This is a genomic window from Candidatus Poriferisocius sp., assembly GCF_965208355.1.
Classification (GTDB): Bacteria; Actinomycetota; Acidimicrobiia; order Acidimicrobiales; family Bin134; genus Poriferisocius.
The window spans coordinates 3,174,702-3,189,901 of sequence record NZ_CBDBOM010000003.1 but is presented as its reverse complement, the minus strand read 5'-3'; the positions used below and the strand labels follow the sequence as shown (position 1 = coordinate 3,189,901).

The 15,200-nt window shown below is 66.1% G+C and carries 14 protein-coding genes and 1 riboswitch; of the genes, 8 read left to right on the top strand and 6 right to left on the bottom strand.

All coding sequences use genetic code 11. The features are described from left to right. Positions 1 to 47: 47 nt before the first annotated feature. From ACOGXH_RS16125 to ACOGXH_RS16110, 4 genes are all read right to left on the bottom strand, one after another. Positions 48 to 917, bottom strand: a complete 870-nt coding sequence (locus tag ACOGXH_RS16125; RefSeq protein ID WP_419930107.1) for an SDR family NAD(P)-dependent oxidoreductase — start codon at positions 915 to 917, stop codon at positions 48 to 50. Then, the gene (locus ACOGXH_RS16120) at positions 914 to 1,372 is read right to left on the bottom strand and encodes a VOC family protein (protein WP_419930106.1); all 459 of its coding nucleotides are present in this window, start codon (positions 1,370 to 1,372) and stop codon (positions 914 to 916) included. The genes ACOGXH_RS16125 and ACOGXH_RS16120 overlap by 4 nt, the downstream gene beginning before the upstream one ends. A 92-nt stretch (positions 1,373 to 1,464) precedes the next feature. Further along, entirely contained in the window at positions 1,465 to 2,772 is a 1,308-nt protein-coding gene (locus ACOGXH_RS16115) for a 30S ribosomal protein S1 (RefSeq protein WP_419930105.1), read from the bottom strand. A gap of 48 nt (positions 2,773 to 2,820) precedes the next feature. After that, positions 2,821 to 3,750 carry a TIGR03621 family F420-dependent LLM class oxidoreductase gene (locus ACOGXH_RS16110; protein ID WP_419930104.1) on the bottom strand — a complete coding sequence of 310 codons (930 nt, stop codon included), beginning with the start codon at positions 3,748 to 3,750 and terminating at the stop codon, positions 2,821 to 2,823. Between the two features lie 50 nt (positions 3,751 to 3,800). Between ACOGXH_RS16110 and ACOGXH_RS16105 the strand changes: the two genes are divergently transcribed. Beyond that, positions 3,801 to 6,032, top strand: coding sequence for a UvrD-helicase domain-containing protein (locus ACOGXH_RS16105; protein ID WP_419930103.1), 2,232 nt, complete (start codon positions 3,801 to 3,803; stop codon positions 6,030 to 6,032). A 6-nt stretch (positions 6,033 to 6,038) separates the two neighbouring features. Here ACOGXH_RS16105 and ACOGXH_RS16100 read toward each other — a convergent pair whose 3' ends face one another. Further along, positions 6,039 to 6,530 (bottom strand): hypothetical protein, encoded by a 492-nt coding sequence (locus tag ACOGXH_RS16100; RefSeq protein WP_419930102.1) that lies wholly within the window; start codon positions 6,528 to 6,530, stop codon positions 6,039 to 6,041. A gap of 123 nt (positions 6,531 to 6,653) precedes the next feature. Here ACOGXH_RS16100 and sucC point away from each other — a divergent pair, with 123 nt between their 5' ends. From sucC to purH, 4 genes are all read left to right on the top strand, one after another. After that, complete coding sequence (sucC, locus tag ACOGXH_RS16095) at positions 6,654 to 7,802, top strand: ADP-forming succinate--CoA ligase subunit beta (protein ID WP_419930101.1); 1,149 nt, start codon at positions 6,654 to 6,656, stop codon at positions 7,800 to 7,802. Next, positions 7,799 to 8,683 (top strand): succinate--CoA ligase subunit alpha, encoded by an 885-nt coding sequence (gene sucD / locus ACOGXH_RS16090; RefSeq protein ID WP_419930100.1) that lies wholly within the window; start codon positions 7,799 to 7,801, stop codon positions 8,681 to 8,683. The genes sucC and sucD overlap by 4 nt, the downstream gene beginning before the upstream one ends. Positions 8,684 to 8,854: 171 nt before the next feature. Then, positions 8,855 to 9,418, top strand: a complete 564-nt coding sequence (gene purN / locus ACOGXH_RS16085) for a phosphoribosylglycinamide formyltransferase (protein WP_419930099.1) — start codon at positions 8,855 to 8,857, stop codon at positions 9,416 to 9,418. Further along, the gene (purH, locus tag ACOGXH_RS16080) at positions 9,415 to 10,935 is read left to right on the top strand and encodes a bifunctional phosphoribosylaminoimidazolecarboxamide formyltransferase/IMP cyclohydrolase (protein WP_419930098.1); all 1,521 of its coding nucleotides are present in this window, start codon (positions 9,415 to 9,417) and stop codon (positions 10,933 to 10,935) included. The genes purN and purH overlap by 4 nt, the downstream gene beginning before the upstream one ends. 42 nt (positions 10,936 to 10,977) lie before the next feature. On the opposite strand, the gene ACOGXH_RS16075 is transcribed toward purH, so the two are convergent. Continuing rightward, positions 10,978 to 11,826, bottom strand: coding sequence for a methylenetetrahydrofolate reductase (locus tag ACOGXH_RS16075; protein ID WP_419930097.1), 849 nt, complete (start codon positions 11,824 to 11,826; stop codon positions 10,978 to 10,980). A gap of 126 nt (positions 11,827 to 11,952) precedes the next feature. Here ACOGXH_RS16075 and icd point away from each other — a divergent pair, with 126 nt between their 5' ends. From icd to ACOGXH_RS16060, 3 genes are all read left to right on the top strand, one after another. Continuing rightward, positions 11,953 to 13,149, top strand: coding sequence for an NADP-dependent isocitrate dehydrogenase (gene icd, locus ACOGXH_RS16070; protein ID WP_419930096.1), 1,197 nt, complete (start codon positions 11,953 to 11,955; stop codon positions 13,147 to 13,149). Between the two features lie 57 nt (positions 13,150 to 13,206). Then, on the top strand, positions 13,207 to 14,193 hold the full coding sequence (locus ACOGXH_RS16065) for a malate dehydrogenase (protein ID WP_419930095.1): 987 nt from the start codon (positions 13,207 to 13,209) through the stop codon (positions 14,191 to 14,193). Beyond that, complete coding sequence (locus ACOGXH_RS16060) at positions 14,194 to 15,093, top strand: aminotransferase class I/II-fold pyridoxal phosphate-dependent enzyme (protein ID WP_419930094.1); 900 nt, start codon at positions 14,194 to 14,196, stop codon at positions 15,091 to 15,093. It abuts the gene before it with no gap. After that, positions 15,084 to 15,144: riboswitch (cobalamin riboswitch) on the top strand. It overlaps the preceding gene by 10 nt. Positions 15,145 to 15,200 lie beyond the last annotated feature (56 nt).

Here is a 15,200-nt window from a genome sequence, read left to right as displayed (position 1 = left end):
AATCCGAGGACTCCTTCGATCGGGTCAGAATTCAAGGCAACAGTTCCTCATGTTCCAGTCTCTGGCGGCCAACCCTCGACAAGCCCGAGCTCGGCGCACAACTCCAGGGAATTCAGGTTGCGTCCTCGCCATTGGGCTGCTCGCTCGGGTTCCTCGGCCAGCCAGGCCACCACCTTCCCGGTGGCCTCGGGAGGCGCTCCGCCGAAATTGTGCAGGTCCAGCGCGGCCATGGTCTCGGTCCAGGTGAAGCCGGGGTCGATGTTGACCGCGGTGATCCCGTCAGACTCGTGCTCGGCTTGCAGCATCGGCGCCATGCGGTGGAAGGCGCCCTTTGAGGCGCAGTGGGCAAAGCCGAGCATCTTGAGTTCGACCACCTGATAGGGGGGATCGTCGACCTGGCCGGCTGATGAGGTCAGATTCAAGATGAGCCCCGATCCCTGCTCGATCATCGACGGCAGGATGAGCTGGGTGAGGAGAACTTGGCGCAGCACATTGGCGGTGAACGCGGTGTCGAGGGCTTCGAGGTTCAGCACCCCGACGGGGTCGAGCAGGCCAGGGCCGCTCCAGATGGCGTTGTTCACCAAAACGTCGACCCGGCCCCATTCGTCGAGGGCAGTTGCGGCTGCGGCCCGCACCGACTCCGCCGACAGGAGATCCATGGTGATGGGCAGTGCCCTTTGGCCCCGTTCGGTGATCTCGGCGGCAGTCGTCTCCAGGCTCCCGGGCACGGTCACGTCGCCTCCACCATCCGAGGTGGGCGGTCCGACCGTTCCCTCGCCTTCCCGCACCGTTCGGGCGGTGATGGCTACGTCGAATCCAACATCAGCCAGGGCCAGCGCGCTGGCCCGGCCGATTCCCCGGCTGGCCCCGGTGACCAGCGCAATGGGGCTAGGCGCTGGCGAAGACTGCTCGCTCATGACAGCGGTCCCGAAAGTTCGACTCCAGGAGGCGGTTGGGAGATCTCGATCGCAACGCCGTCGGGGTCCATGATCATGAACTGCCAGAACCCCTTGATTTCCGACGGGCCGCTGACGATGGGCACTCCATGAGCGGTGCAGGCGTCGGCCGCCTCGTTGATATCGGCTACTCGGACGGTGAAGCCCCGCAGGCCGCGCTCGTTGTCTTGAAAGCCGCCCAGGTCCGGGTCGCCGAGATTGACGAACTCCACCTTCTGGCCCCCGACCAGGCCGACCACGACCCGCCCCTGGACCCCTTCTCGGCCCACGATGGCGTCCAAGCCCGGTCCTGAGATCGTCTCATCGGACAGGACTTCGTAGCCCAGCAGCTTGGTGTAGAAATCCAGCGAGGCATCGACGTCCTCTGGGTGAATGATCACGTGCGACCAATGACGCACTCCGACTGCTCCTGACATGCTCACGTCCTCTCAGAAATCGGCGTCGGCAGGATACTCCACAAATTTAACCAAAAAACGAAATCTTTTCGATTATTCGCCAGGGAGTTTCTCTAGCCGGCGATGGCTTGGGCGATTGAGAGGTCGACGCGGCGGCGTTTGCGGTCGACGGCGAGGACTTTGACCCAGACCTCTTCGCCGGGGAGCACTATCTCTTCGGGGTGGTACACCCGGTACTCGGCCATTTCGGTGATGTGGACCAGGCCCTCAATGTCGTCGCTCACGGCCACGAAGGCGCCGAAGTCCGCCAGTCGGGTGACTCGTCCGGCGATCAGCCCGCCCACTTCGAGGTCACCCAATGGGTCGGGGGTGAGCTTCATGGTGAGGTTCACCCGCTGCTTGGGCTTCTGCACCGACTTGACCCGCACCTGCACCTCGTCGCCCACGCTCACTACCTCATTGGGGTGCTGCACCCGCTTCCAGCCCAATTCGGTGGCGTGTACCAGGCCCCGCACGCCGTTGATGTCGACAAAAGCGCCGAAATCCTGGATGTCCACCACCTTGCCGGTGAACTCGTCGCCCGCCGACATGGTCTCTAGAAACGCCTTGGCCGCCTTGCGCTGCTCGGCCCGGACGACCGCTTTGCGGGACAGCACCAGGCGGCCCGACACCTGATCGGCCTCCACCACCTTGCACTGCACTTCCCGCCCGACCAGCGCCTGAAGGTTCTCCACCGGATCAACATCGATCAGCGATGAGGGGATGAACCCCCGCACGCCCACGTCGCAGGAAAGCCCGCCCTTGACCACCGCCGTGATCGTGCCGGTGACCGCCTCGTTGGCCGCTGCGGCCCGGGCAATATCCACCCAGGCGATCTGCTGCATGGCCCACAGCCGCGACAGCACAATGCGGCCCTTGTGGTCTTCCCGCACCAGCACGGCGGCGTTGACCACCTCGCCCAGCACGCACTCCCGGGTCAGGTCGGCAGCCGGATCGTCGCCCCAATAGCGCTGGCTGATGACCCCGATCCGATCCCCGCCTAGATCCAGCTCGATTTCGTGGGCGGCCTTGGTCTTGACCTTCCCCGACACGATGGTCCCCCCGGTCAACCCATCCACCGTCGGCGATGCCGGCTCCCCCGGCGGCGCCTCTGGTTTCGGTTCCTCCGCACCTGCGGCGGCGGCTTCGGCCTCGGGTTCTGGTTCGGGCTGGGGTTCGGCTTCGGCCTCGGGTTCTGGTTCGGGTTCTTCGGCGGCGGGCTCTTCGGCCTCGGGTTCTGGTTCGGGTTGTTCGGGTTCTTCGGGTTCTTCGGCGGCTTCGGCCTCTACGGCGACGTCCTCGGGCTCGGGTTCTGGCTCCGCGGCAGGCTCGGATTCGACCTCAGGGGTCTCGGATTCCAGGGTGGTCTCCGCCTCAGACATAGGGGCATTAACACTAATGGGCTGGACCGGAACACAGATAAGGCAAACTCAGGTTCCGACTAGGCGGGCGACCACTGGGGCCATGTCCTCCATGGACTCGATCGACAGGCCGATGTAGCTGATACCCAGTTCCTCGCGCTGGCTAACCAGCTTGTCCACCACCTCTTCCACGGTTCCGATCATGCTATGGGGCGACTCCAGCGCTTGGTCGGTATCCAGCCCCAGCGCCGGGGAAAGCGCTCCGGCAAAGCTCCGCTTGTCGTCGGTGATCGAGGCCACGTGGACCCGGCTGTGCAACTCCAAGTCCTCGAACCGCTCAGCGGCGCTCTCCCGGATCCAGTTGATCTTGGCGGCGGTGGCCTCGGCCGTGGCCGACGGCCCGACACGGCTGTCGATGACTCCGGCGGCCATATTGGGGTTTACCCCCACAATGTCGGCCGTTCGGGCCGCCAATCGCAGCACTCGCTCCGAGCCTCCGGCCACAAACAGCGGTGGGCCTCCCGGTCGCACCGGCTCGGGCAGCCCATCCAGCCCGTCGATGGTGTAATGCTGGCCCGAGAAAGTGACCGTCTCGCCGGCCAACAGCCCCTTGATGATGGCCACCGCCTCACCCAGTCGCTCGATCCGCACGCCGGGCCGGTCCATAGCGATGCCGGTGCTGTGGTAGTCGGTGTTCTGCCACCCGGCCCCAATGCCCAACTCGAACCGACCGCCCGACAGCACATCCAAGGTGGCCGCCTCCTTGGCCAGCGCCGCGGGGTGGCGGAAGTCGTTGGCCAGCACCATGGTGCCCAGCCCCAGCGTGGTGGTGGCCTCAGCGGCAAAAGCCAGCGCCACCATTGGCGCCGGCCCTTGGTCGAAGTGGTCGGGCATGGAGAAGACGTCGTAGCCCAACCCCTCAGCCCGCCGAGCCAACTCCCGCCATTCCCTAGCGTCGGCAAACCCTCGAGCCTGCACCCCAAACCGGAACCTGCGCACCCCGGCGACACTACCCGTCAAACTGACATACCCATCAGTAGTGTGAGTCAATGCCAATGACCGCGCTTACCGAGGGCCTGAACCCGGCCCAGATCGACGCGGTCACCCACCCCGGCGGCCCCATTCTGGTGGTCGCCGGCGCCGGCTCGGGCAAGACCCGCGTCCTCACCCACCGCATCGCCTACCTCATCGAACACCAGGGCGTTTCCCCCTTCGCCCTGTTGGCCATCACCTTCACCAACAAGGCGGCCCAGGAGATGAAGCACCGGGTGGGCAACCTAGTGGGCCCGGTGGCCGACAAGATGTGGGTGAGCACCTTCCACTCGGCCTGCGCCCGGATCCTGCGCTACGAGTCCGAGGCTATCGGCTTTCCCTCCAGCTTCACCATCTACGACCAGGCCGACTCGGTGAGGCTAACCCGCTACATCTGCCGGGATTTCAACCTCGATCCCAAACGGATGCCGCCCCGCTCGATCCATGCCGCCATCAGCGGGGCCAAGAACGAGATGATCAGTGTGGCCCAGTACAAGGACCGGGCCGCCAACCTGTTCGAGCGCCGCATCGGCGAGGTCTACGACGAGTACCAGGAGCGCCTCCGCCGGGCCGGGGCCATGGACTTCGACGATCTGTTGGGCACCACCGTCGACCTTTTCCGACAGCAGCCTGATGTGCTGGACCGCTACCGCCGCCGATTCGAGCATGTGCTGGTGGACGAGTACCAGGACACCAACCAGGTGCAGAACCAGCTCGTGCTGCTGTTGGGCCAAGAGCACCGCAACGTTTTCGTGGTGGGCGACGCCGACCAGTCGGTGTACCGCTTCCGGGGGGCCGACATACGCAACATCTTGGAGTTCGAACAGGCCTTCGAAGACGCCACCGTGGTGCTGTTGGAGCAAAACTACCGCTCCACCCAGCGCATCCTCAGTGCGGCCAACGCGGTGATCGTCAACAACCTCAGCCGCAAGCCCAAGAACCTGTGGACCGACCAGACCGGGGGCGAGCCCATCGTGCGGTTCTGCGGCTCTGATGAGTATGAGGAGGCGCGCTGGGTGGTGCGGGAGGCGTTCCGGCTCCACGACGACGAGCAGTACCGCTGGGATGAGATGGCCGTGTTCTACCGCACCAACGCCCAGAGCCGGGTGGTGGAGGAGCTGCTGATGGAGGCCGGCGTTCCCTACCAGCTCATCGGCGGCACCCGATTCTACGATCGCCGGGAGATCAAGGACGCGCTGGCCTATCTGCGGGTGACGGTCAATCCCGGCGATGCGGTCAGCCTGCTACGAGCGCTGAACACCCCCAAGCGGGGGGTGGGCGACGGTTCGGTGGCCAAGCTGGCGGCCTGGGCCGATGCCCACGGCCTCACGTTGATGGACGCCCTGGCCCACGCCCCGGAGGCCGGTGTGAAGGGGAGGGCGCTGAGCGGCATCAGCGCCTTTATGAAGGTGATCGCCGAGGCCCGCGAACGATTGGACGACGGCCCGGTGGCGGTGGTGGAGCACTTGCTGGATACCAGCGGCTATCTCGACCAGCTGGAGGCCGAGGCGGCCAGCGAGACCACGGGGGAGACCGACGTCAGCGTGCAAGCCCAGGGTCGGCTGGAGAACCTCGACGAGCTGATCAGCGTGGCCTCAGAAAGCGACAACGTGAGCGACTTCCTCGAGTTGGTCAGCCTGGTGTCGGACACCGATGAGATGGCCGACGATTCCATGCTGACGCTGATGACCCTGCACTCGGCCAAGGGCCTGGAATATCCGGTGGTGTTCTTGATCGGCATGGAGGAGGGCATATTTCCCCACATCCGCTCAGTCACCGAGCCCGACGAGCTGGAAGAGGAGCGCCGCCTGGCCTACGTGGGCATCACTCGAGCCCGCCAGCGGCTGTATATGACCCATGCCTGGACTCGAAACGTCCATGGTGCGTCGATGTACAACGCGCCGTCCCGGTTCTTGGAGGAGATTCCCGAAGAGCTGGTCGACGACAGGGGCAGCAGCCGACCCCGATTTCACCAGTCTGGCTATGGCCGGGATACCGTCCAGGAAGCCCGCTCCTTCGCCGGGCGGGAGCGGGTGGTGGACGCCGCCCTGGCCGCTCGCACCCCAGTTGAAGCCGACCTCAACCCGGTCGACCTGGTGGTGGGCGACGACGTGAACCACGCCACCTTCGGCCTCGGGGTGGTGACCGACGTGAAGGGGACCGGCGGCGACGCCGAGATCACCGTTAACTTCACCACCGCCGGCTCGAAGGTGCTGATGGCCTCGTTCGCCCGCCTGGAGAAGGTCTGACCCCCGCTATTCCTCAACTGCCGGATCAGGGGACAGGTCGTTGGCGTTCACGTCCACGATGAGGTCGCCGTCGTCCACCCACACCCCGAACTGGGTCAGACCTTCGCCGGTGGCCGAGTACACCAGCGTGGAATCGCAGGTGTCCACAAACAGTCGCCGCTCGGCGTCCCAGTCGACTACGCAATCGCCGCTCGCCCCGGGCGACTGCACGTCGAAAGCAAACCAGCCCTTCTCGGGGTTGTCGCCGATGTGGTTGATCCAGATGCTGCGTCCCCGGCTTAGCGGGGCCCACGGCACCGGGCCCCGCTCGGCGATCTCGGCGGCCAAATTCTCGGCGTCGCCGGCGTTGAAGTCGTCGTCGCCCAGCTTCACCTCGATCTGGTCGGACCCGGCCAGCGACACCACGGCGAACACCAGCCCCACCCCGAGCCCGATGCTCACCACGGAGTAGAAAACCGCTCGCAGCGGCGTGATCTTGGGGCCAGATGCGACGGGCACGAGTCCTTCCTCGGTTCGTTCCACTAGACGACGTTGCTCCTAGTATCGCGGCGAAGCAACGGCGGTACGAACCATCGCCGAACCACACCGCATACTTGGCCATCGCGCTGCATTGGGGAGCCCGTGGATCTATTCGAATATCAGGGAAAACAGTTCTTCGCGTTGTACGACATGCCGGTGTCGCCCGGTGAGGCGGTCACCACCGTGGACGACGCGGTGGCCGCCGCCGAGCGGTTGGGAACGCCGGTGATGGTCAAAGCCCAAGTACACACCGGCGGGCGGGGCAAGGCCGGGGGCGTGAAGTTCGCCGCCGACATCGACGCCGTGCGCACCCACGCCGCCAACATCTTGGGGCTCGACATCCGAGGCCACATCGTGGAGAACCTTTGGATCGAGAAGGCCTCCGACATCGCCGAGGAGTACTACGTGAGCTTCACCCTCGATCGGTCGGCCAAACAGCACCTCGGGATGCTGTCGGCCGAGGGCGGGGTGGAGATCGAGGCGGTGGCCGAGGAGAACCCTGACGCCATCGCCAAAATCTGGGTTAATCCCGTGGACGGGCTCACCGAGGACGAGTGCCGCCAGTGGGTGCTGGCCGCCAATCTCAACCCCGACGTCACCGACCAGACCGTGGAGCTGCTGTTGAAGCTCTATGAGGCCTACACCGGCGGTGACGCCGACCTAGTGGAGATCAACCCGCTGATCGTCACCCCCGAGGGCCGGGTGCATGTGCTCGACGCCAAGGTCACCCTTGACGGCAACGCCGGCTTCCGCCACGATCTGGCCCCCTTCGACGCTACCCAGCCCCGCGACGAGCGGGAGGCCGCCGCCCACGCCAAAGGCCTGCAATATGTCGGCCTGGAGGGCTCCGTGGGGGTGATCGCCAACGGCGCCGGTCTGGCCATGAGCACGGTGGATGTGGTCAACCAGGTGGGAGGCCGCCCGGCCAACTTCTTGGACATCGGCGGCGGAGCCAACGCCGACGTGATGGCCGGGGCGCTGGAAGTGATCAACAACGATCCCGACGTGCAGTCCATCTTCATCAACATCTTTGGGGGTATCACCCGGGGCGAAGAGGTGGCCAACGGCATCATCGAGGCCATGAACCGGGTGGACATCACCTCGCCCATCGTGATCCGCCTCGACGGCACCAACGCCGACGAGGGGCGGGCGCTGCTGGAGCCCCATCTGAGCGACCGGCTCATGATGGCGCCCACCATGCTGGAGGCGGCCCAAGAAGCCGTCGCCCTCGCGAAGGGAGCCGCATCATGAGCATCTTTGTCGACGAGAACACCAAGGTGGTCTACCAGGGCCTCACCGGGAGCCAGGGCCGGTACTACGGCATGCTTAACCGGGATTACGGCACCCAGGTGGTGGCCGGCACCAACCCCAAAAAGGCGGGCACCGACGTGGAGGGCGTGCCCATCTTCGCCACCGTGGCCGACGCAGTTGAGGCCACCGGCGCCAACGTGTCGTGCGTGTTCATCCCCGCCGCCGGGGTGCGCAGCGCGGTGCTGGAGGCCGCCGAGGGTGGGGTGGAGCTGATCGTGGTCATCACCGAGGGCGTGCCCATGCACGACGAGGCCTACTTCTACAACAAGCTCAAGTCTGACTATCCCGGAGTGCGGCTGCTGGGGCCCAACTGCCCCGGCCTCATCAGCCCCGGCAAGGCCAACATCGGCATCACCGCCGGCCACATCGCCAAAGAGGGCGGCCCGGTTGGAATCGTCAGCCGCTCGGGCACCCTCACCTACCAGGCGCTGTACGAGCTGAAGCAAAAGGACATCGGCTGCACCACCTGTGTGGGCATCGGTGGCGACCCGGTGCCGGGCACCTCGTTCATCGACTGCCTGGCCGCTTTCGAGCAAGACCCCGAGACCGAGGCAGTCATGATGATTGGCGAGATCGGCGGGTCGGCCGAGGAGGAGGCCGCCGAGTTCATCGCCGCCAACGTGACCAAGCCGGTGGTGGCTTATATCGCCGGTCTCACCGCCCCGCCGGGCAAGAAGATGGGCCACGCCGGGGCCATCGTGTCGGGGGGCAAGGGCACCGCCCAAGCCAAGATGGACGCCCTGGCCGATGCCAATGTGCGTATTGGCCAGAGTCCCAGTGAAGCGGGCGACATCATGGCTGAGGTGGTCGCAACCCTCTGAAAGCAAGGGCGCTTGCACGGGCGGCGGGTCCTGTCGCCTGACGGCGGCCTGACGTGCTTCGCGTGCGCCAGGTCCGCCTCCGGCGCCACCCACCGCCCTCCGGGCGATTTCCCCACATCCCGACCATCGACATCGTTTGTAGGACAGGAAGCGGGTGGTAGGTTCGGCTCGATGCGACTAGCGGTGCTGGCCTCGGGCAGTGGGACGATCCTCGATGCCATGGCCCGCAGCGGATTGCCCATCTCGCTGGTTCTGGTGGACCGGCCCTGCAAGGCCGAGAAGGTGGCGGCCGATCATGGCCTGGCGTGTGAGCTGGTGGAGCGGACCAGCTTCGGCCCCGAATTCGACCGGGTCGACTACACCCGCCAGGTGACCGAGCGTTTGCTGGCTGCCGAGATTGAGCTAGTGGTCATGGCCGGGTTCGGCACGGTGCTCGATCAGCCAATCCAAGATGCCTACAGGGGGCGCATCTTGAACACCCACCCGTCGCTGCTCCCCGCCTTCCCCGGCTGGCATGCGGTGCAAGACGCCATGGACTACGGGGTCAAGGTCACCGGCTGCACCGTGCATGTGGCCACCCTGGAGGTAGACGCCGGGCCGATCTTGGCCCAGCAGGCCGTGGCCGTTGAGCCCGACGACACGGTCGACACGCTGCACGAGCGCATCAAGACGGTGGAGCGCGACCTCTACATCCGCACTGTCCAAGAGATCATTGATCGGGGATATGTCCGATGAGCCAAGGAGCTGACCGGCCGCCCCGGGCGCTGGTGTCGGTGTACGACAAAACCGGAGTCATCGATCTGGCCCAGCGTCTGGTGGCCCTGGGCTGGGAGATCATCTCCAGCGGGGGCACATCCGCCGCTTTGGCCGACGCCGGGATCCCGGTCATCCCAGTAGAGGAAGTCACCGGTGCCCCTGAGATGATGGACGGGCGGGTCAAGACCGTCCACCCCGCGATCCACGGAGGCTTGCTGGCCGACCTGTCCAACCCCGGCCACGTAAAGGACCTGGGCGACCGGGGCATCACCCCCATCGATCTGGTGGTATCCAACCTCTACCCGTTCCGCTCCGACCCTTCGGTAGAGCAGATCGACATCGGCGGTCCGGCTATGGTGCGGGCCGCGGCCAAGAACCACGAGCGGGTCGGTGTGGTGGTGCAGCCCGACGACTACGACGCTGTGCTGGAGGAATTGGAGAGCGACGGCGCGCTGTCAGACGCCACCCGGCGGCGGCTGGCCCGAGCGGCATACGCCCACACCAGCGCCTACGACACGGCCATTGCCGACTGGTTGACCGATGCCGACGACGAGGAACTACCCCCAACCTTGGCGCTGACCCTGGAGCGCCAAGAGGTGCTGCGCTACGGCGAGAACCCCCATCAGACCGGCGCCCGATACCGCATCGCCGGCCAGTCGAGTTGGTGGGACCAGGCCCAGCATCTTCAGGGCAAGGCCATGTCGTACCTCAATGTGTTCGACGCCGATGCTGCCTGGCGGCTGGCCCACTCGCTGGGCGACGACCCGGCCGCCGTGGTGATCAAGCACGCCAACCCCTGCGGAGCGGCCGTGGCCGACGACATCGCCACCGCCTACCAGCGGGCCCACGAGTGCGATCCGGTCTCGGCGTTCGGGGGGATCGTGGCCGTCAACCGCCCGGTGACCGCGGCGATGGCCGAGGCCATGGCCGACGTGTTCACCGAGGTGCTCATCGCCCCGAAAATTGAAGAGGCCGCACTGGTCCTGCTGGCCAAGAAGAAGAACTTGCGGGTGCTCCACGCCCGGCCGCCCGAGGGCGCCGAGCTAGAAGTCCGCACCCTCGGGAGCGCCGCTCTGGTGCAGACCCCCGACACGGTAACCATGGACCGCTCAGCCTGGCAGGTGGTGACCGAACGGGCGCCCACCGACGAGCAGTGGGCCGACTTGGAATTGGCCTGGCGGGTGGCGGCCCGAGTTGGATCCAACTGCATCGTGTTGGCCAAAGACCGCCAGGCCGTGGGCATCGGCGCCGGCCAGCAGAATCGGCGCGACGCGGGGCGCATCGCGGCCGAGAAGGCCGCGGGTCGGGCCGCGGGCGGGGCTTGCGCCAGCGACGCCTTCTTCCCGTTCCGCGACGGACTGGACGCGGCGGCCGAGGCTGACTGCGCCACCGTCATTCAGCCCGGTGGCTCGGTGCGCGACCAAGAGGTGATCGACGCCGCCAACGAGCACGGTATGTCAATGGTTTTCACCGGCGAACGCCATTTCCGCCACTAAACCTGGTTGATCCCCGGCATGGCTGCGGGAGTGGTGTTCGCCTTATTTCGGGAAGAGTTCCCTCGCGATCTGGAGGGAGGCCTCAGGTCGGTTAAGCGTGTAGAGGTGGATGCCGGGGGCGCCGGCGTCTAGCAGGGATTGGGAGAGTTCGGCGGCGGCTTCGGCGGCAGCGGTTATGCGGTCGGCGGCGGGCAGGGACTCGAGGCGGGCGAACAGATCCTCGGGCACTGTGGAGCCGTTTATGTCGGCATAGCGGCGAATGCTCTTGGGCCAGATCACCGGCATTACGCCGGGGACCACTGGTTGCGGGTACCCCAGCTCGGCCAGCTCATCGCACAGCCGGGTGTAGTCGGTGGGGTCAAAGAAGAACTGGGTTATGGCGAAGTCGGCTCGGCTCAACTTGGCGGCCAAATGCCGGCGGTCGGAGGCTCGATCGGCCGATCGGGGGTGGACCTCGGGGTGGGCGGCCACTCCCACGCTGAAGTCAGCCGGGTGTTCCCGGATCACCTCCACCAGCTCGGAGGCGTAGCGGAAGTCGCCGCTGATGGCCGATCCGTCGGGCGGGTCGCCGGCCAGGGCCAAGATGTTGACCACCCCGGCGGCGGCATAGTCGTCCAGCAAGTCAGCGACGCCCTGTTTGGTATGGCCCACACACGTCAGATGGGCCATGGCCGGGAAGGGCCGATCCCGACAGATATCGGTCACGATGTCGCGGGTGCGGTCGTGGCCATCGCCCCCCACCCCGCAAGTTACCGACACGAATGAGGGCGACAACCCAGCCAGCTCATCCAGTGTCTTCTCCAGTTGCTTGGCAGCAATCTCGTCGGCCGGGGGGAAGAACTCGAACGACAGCGTCGGCCGGTCGCTCAGCAGATCGGATATCCGTGCCATCAAATAGGCAGCGTATGGCCGGATCAATAGCAATCCGGCATTGTTTGCCGCTGTCCTACGAGCCCTTGCTGCCACTTGTTTCTTGGCTTCGTTGGGTGCGAAGGCTCGTCGGTATGCTCGCCTTATATGGGCGACAAGATCACAATCGGAGCTGATGGCAAGCTCAACGTCTCTGACAATCCCACTATCCCGTTCATCGAGGGCGACGGAACCGGGGTGGACATCTGGCCGGCGGCCAAGCACGTTCTGGATGCCGCGGCGGGCAAGCACGGGCGCAAGATCGACTGGATAGAGGTGCTGGCCGGCGAGAAGGCCTTCAATGAGACCGGCGACTGGCTTCCCCAGGACACCATTGAGAAGTTCACCGAGTACCTCATTGGCATCAAGGGCCCGCTGACCACTCCGGTGGGGGGCGGATTCCGCAGCCTCAACGTTTCGATCCGCCAGATCATGGACCTGTACGTGTGCCTGCGCCCGGTGCGCTGGTTCACCAACGTGCCGTCGCCGGTGAAGAACCCGCAGTTGGTGGACATGGTGATCTTCCGGGAGAACACCGAGGACATCTACGCCGGGCTCGAGGTGGAGGCCTTCACCCCCGAGGCGGCCAAGTTGCGCGACCTGCTCCACGACGCCTTGGGCTGGAACATCGCCGAAGACGCCGGCATCGGCGTGAAGCCGGTGTCCAAGACCGGGTCGCAGCGCCTTCAGCGGGCCGCGCTGAACTACGCCGTTCGGCGGAATCGCAAGCGGGTCCACTGGGTCCACAAGGGCAACATCATGAAGTTCACCGAGGGAGCGTTCCGCGGTTGGGGCTATGAGCTGGTGCGCGAGGAATTCTCCGACGTGGCCGTGGGCTGGGACGACTGCGGCGGCGACGCCGGCGACAAGATCCTGGTGCAGGACGCCATCGCCGACATCGCCCTCCAGCAGGTGCTCACCCGCCCGGCCGAGTTCGAGGTGATCGCCACCATGAACCTCAATGGCGACTACCTGTCCGACGCCTTGGCCGCCCAGGTTGGCGGCATCGGCATCGCCCCGGGGGCCAACATCAATTACGTGACCGGCCACGGCGTGTTCGAGGCCACCCACGGCACCGCCCCCAAATACGCCGGGCAGGATAAGGTGAACCCGTCGTCGGTGCTGCTGTCGGGCGTGCTGATGTTCGAGCACTTGGGATGGGACGACGCCGCCGAAGACATCATCAATGCGGTGGAAGCCACCATCGGCGAGAAGATCGTGACCTACGACTTCGCCCGCCTCATGGACGGGGCCACCGAGGTGAAGTGCTCGGAGTTCGCCTCGGCCATCGTCGACCGGCTCTAGTCGCCTGACGACAACCACACTCCTCAGTTCCGCACTCAGACCAAAGGAGACCTGTCGGTGAGCGATCCCAAGCGAGTGGCGGTGACCGGCGCGGCCGGCCAGATCGGCTACAGCCTGCTGTTCCGCATCGCCAGCGGGCAGATGCTCGGGCCCGACGTGCCCGTGGTGCTCCAGATGCTGGAAATCCCCCCGGCCATGGACGCCCTGACCGGCGTGGCCATGGAACTGGACGACTGCGCCTTCCCGCTGTTGGCCGGAACGGTCAGCACCGACGATCCCAACGAGGCGTTCGACGGCGTGGACTACGCCCTGCTGGTGGGGTCGCGGCCCCGGAGCAAGGGTATGGAGCGCCGCGACCTGCTGGAGGCCAACGGCGCCATCTTCACCACCCAGGGCCAGGCGCTGGCTGCTGGTGCAGCATCCGATGTGCGGGTGCTGGTGGTGGGCAACCCGGCCAACACCAACTGCCTCATCGCCATGAACAACGCGGAGGGGATCCCAGCCGAACGGTTCACCGCCATGACCCGGCTCGACCACAACCGAGCGGTGGCGCAGCTCTCAGCCAAGTTGGGGGTTACCGTGGGCGAGGTGAGCCGCATGACCATCTGGGGCAACCACTCAGCCACCCAGTACCCCGACTTGTACAACTGCCAGGTGGGCGGCCAGTCGGCCGCTGAGGCAGTGGGTGATGAGGCGTGGATTGCCGACGAGTTCATCCCCGCGGTGCAGCAGCGAGGAGCGGCCATCATCGAGGCCCGGGGCCTCTCCAGCGCGGCCTCAGCCGCCAACGCCGCCGTCGATCACGTTAACGACTGGGTCCACGGCACGTCGGCGGGCGACTGGGTGAGCATGGCCGTGCCCTCCGACGGCTCCTACGGCGTGCCCGAAGGCCTCATCTCGTCGTTCCCCTGCACCACCGCCGACGGCCAGTGGTCGATCGTGGGCGGCCTAGAGCTCAACGACTTCTCCCAATCCCGCCTCGACGCCACCGTGGCCGAGCTAGCCGAAGAGCGCGACACCGTCGCCGAATTGGGCCTGATCTAGTTGGGAGACATCCCTCCCGCCGGTCCCCACGGCGGTGATGGGCCGCGCATCGCCCGGGCGTTGGATATCGACCCCGGTACCGTTCTCGACCTGTCACAGAGCCCTAACCCGTTTGCTCCCGATGTGTCTTCGGTGCTGGGTCGCCATCTCGACTCGCTGCGGCGGTATCCCGATCCGACCGACGCGGCTGCGCTCTTGGCCGAGGCGATCGGGATCGACACGCAGCGCCTGATGCTGACCAACGGGGGGAGCGAGGCCATTTGGTTGGTGACTCAGGAGATCGGCGGACGAGTGTGGACAGAACCCGAGTTCGGCTTGCATCCCCGCAAGCCCGACGGGCCGGTATGGCGCAGCGATCCCCACAATCCCAGCGGGCGTTTGGCCGACCCCGACGAGGCAGCAGACGTGTGGGATGAAGCCTTCTACCCGCTGACCACCGGGCGATGGACGGCGGGCCGGGCCGGTGTTGTGGTCGGCTCGCTGACCAAGGTGTTTGCCTGCCCTGGACTGCGACTGGGCTACATCATCGCCGACGACGTTGAGCGGTTCGCCCACCGCCAGCCCCAGTGGTCGGTGAATTCGCTGGCTCTCGCCGCGCTGCCTGAGCTGCTGGAATTGGCCGATCTGCCCTCCTGGTCGGAAGCCATCGCCATCGCTCGCAAGGAGCTGGCCGAATTGCTTTGGCGATTCGGTTTCGAGTTGGAGGCTGCCGATGCGCCCTGGGTGCTGGTTCGGGCCCCGGGATTGCGGGAGCGATTGGCACCTCATGGGGTGGTGGTTCGGGATTGCGCCAGCTTCGGGATGCCGGAGCATGTACGGGTTGGGGTGCCCGATTCTGATGGGCTGGCTCGGTTGGAGTCAGCTATGCTGCGGAGCGGCGTGGAGGCGAAGTCCGGTTAGATTCCGGCACTGTCCCGCAACGGTGAACTGGCCCTGAGCCAGCGAGTCCGGTCGAGCTTTGCGCCGAAACGAGCCATAAAGCCCCGAGGGTTGGGTTGGCTCGAGGG

Bases quoted from the DNA above. Each gene is read 5' to 3' on its own strand.
- ACOGXH_RS16125 (WP_419930107.1), bottom strand. From the start codon at position 917: ATGAGCGAGCAGTCTTCGCCAGCGCCTAGCCCCATTGCGCTGGTCACC.
- purH (WP_419930098.1), top strand. From the start codon at position 9,415: ATGAGCCAAGGAGCTGACCGGCCGCCCCGGGCGCTGGTGTCGGTGTAC.
- icd (WP_419930096.1), top strand. From the start codon at position 11,953: ATGGGCGACAAGATCACAATCGGAGCTGATGGCAAGCTCAACGTCTCT.
- ACOGXH_RS16105 (WP_419930103.1), top strand. From the start codon at position 3,801: ATGCCAATGACCGCGCTTACCGAGGGCCTGAACCCGGCCCAGATCGAC.
- purN (WP_419930099.1), top strand. From the start codon at position 8,855: ATGCGACTAGCGGTGCTGGCCTCGGGCAGTGGGACGATCCTCGATGCC.
- ACOGXH_RS16115 (WP_419930105.1), bottom strand. From the start codon at position 2,772: ATGTCTGAGGCGGAGACCACCCTGGAATCCGAGACCCCTGAGGTCGAA.
- ACOGXH_RS16120 (WP_419930106.1), bottom strand. From the start codon at position 1,372: ATGTCAGGAGCAGTCGGAGTGCGTCATTGGTCGCACGTGATCATTCAC.
- sucD (WP_419930100.1), top strand. From the start codon at position 7,799: ATGAGCATCTTTGTCGACGAGAACACCAAGGTGGTCTACCAGGGCCTC.
- ACOGXH_RS16075 (WP_419930097.1), bottom strand. From the start codon at position 11,826: ATGGCACGGATATCCGATCTGCTGAGCGACCGGCCGACGCTGTCGTTC.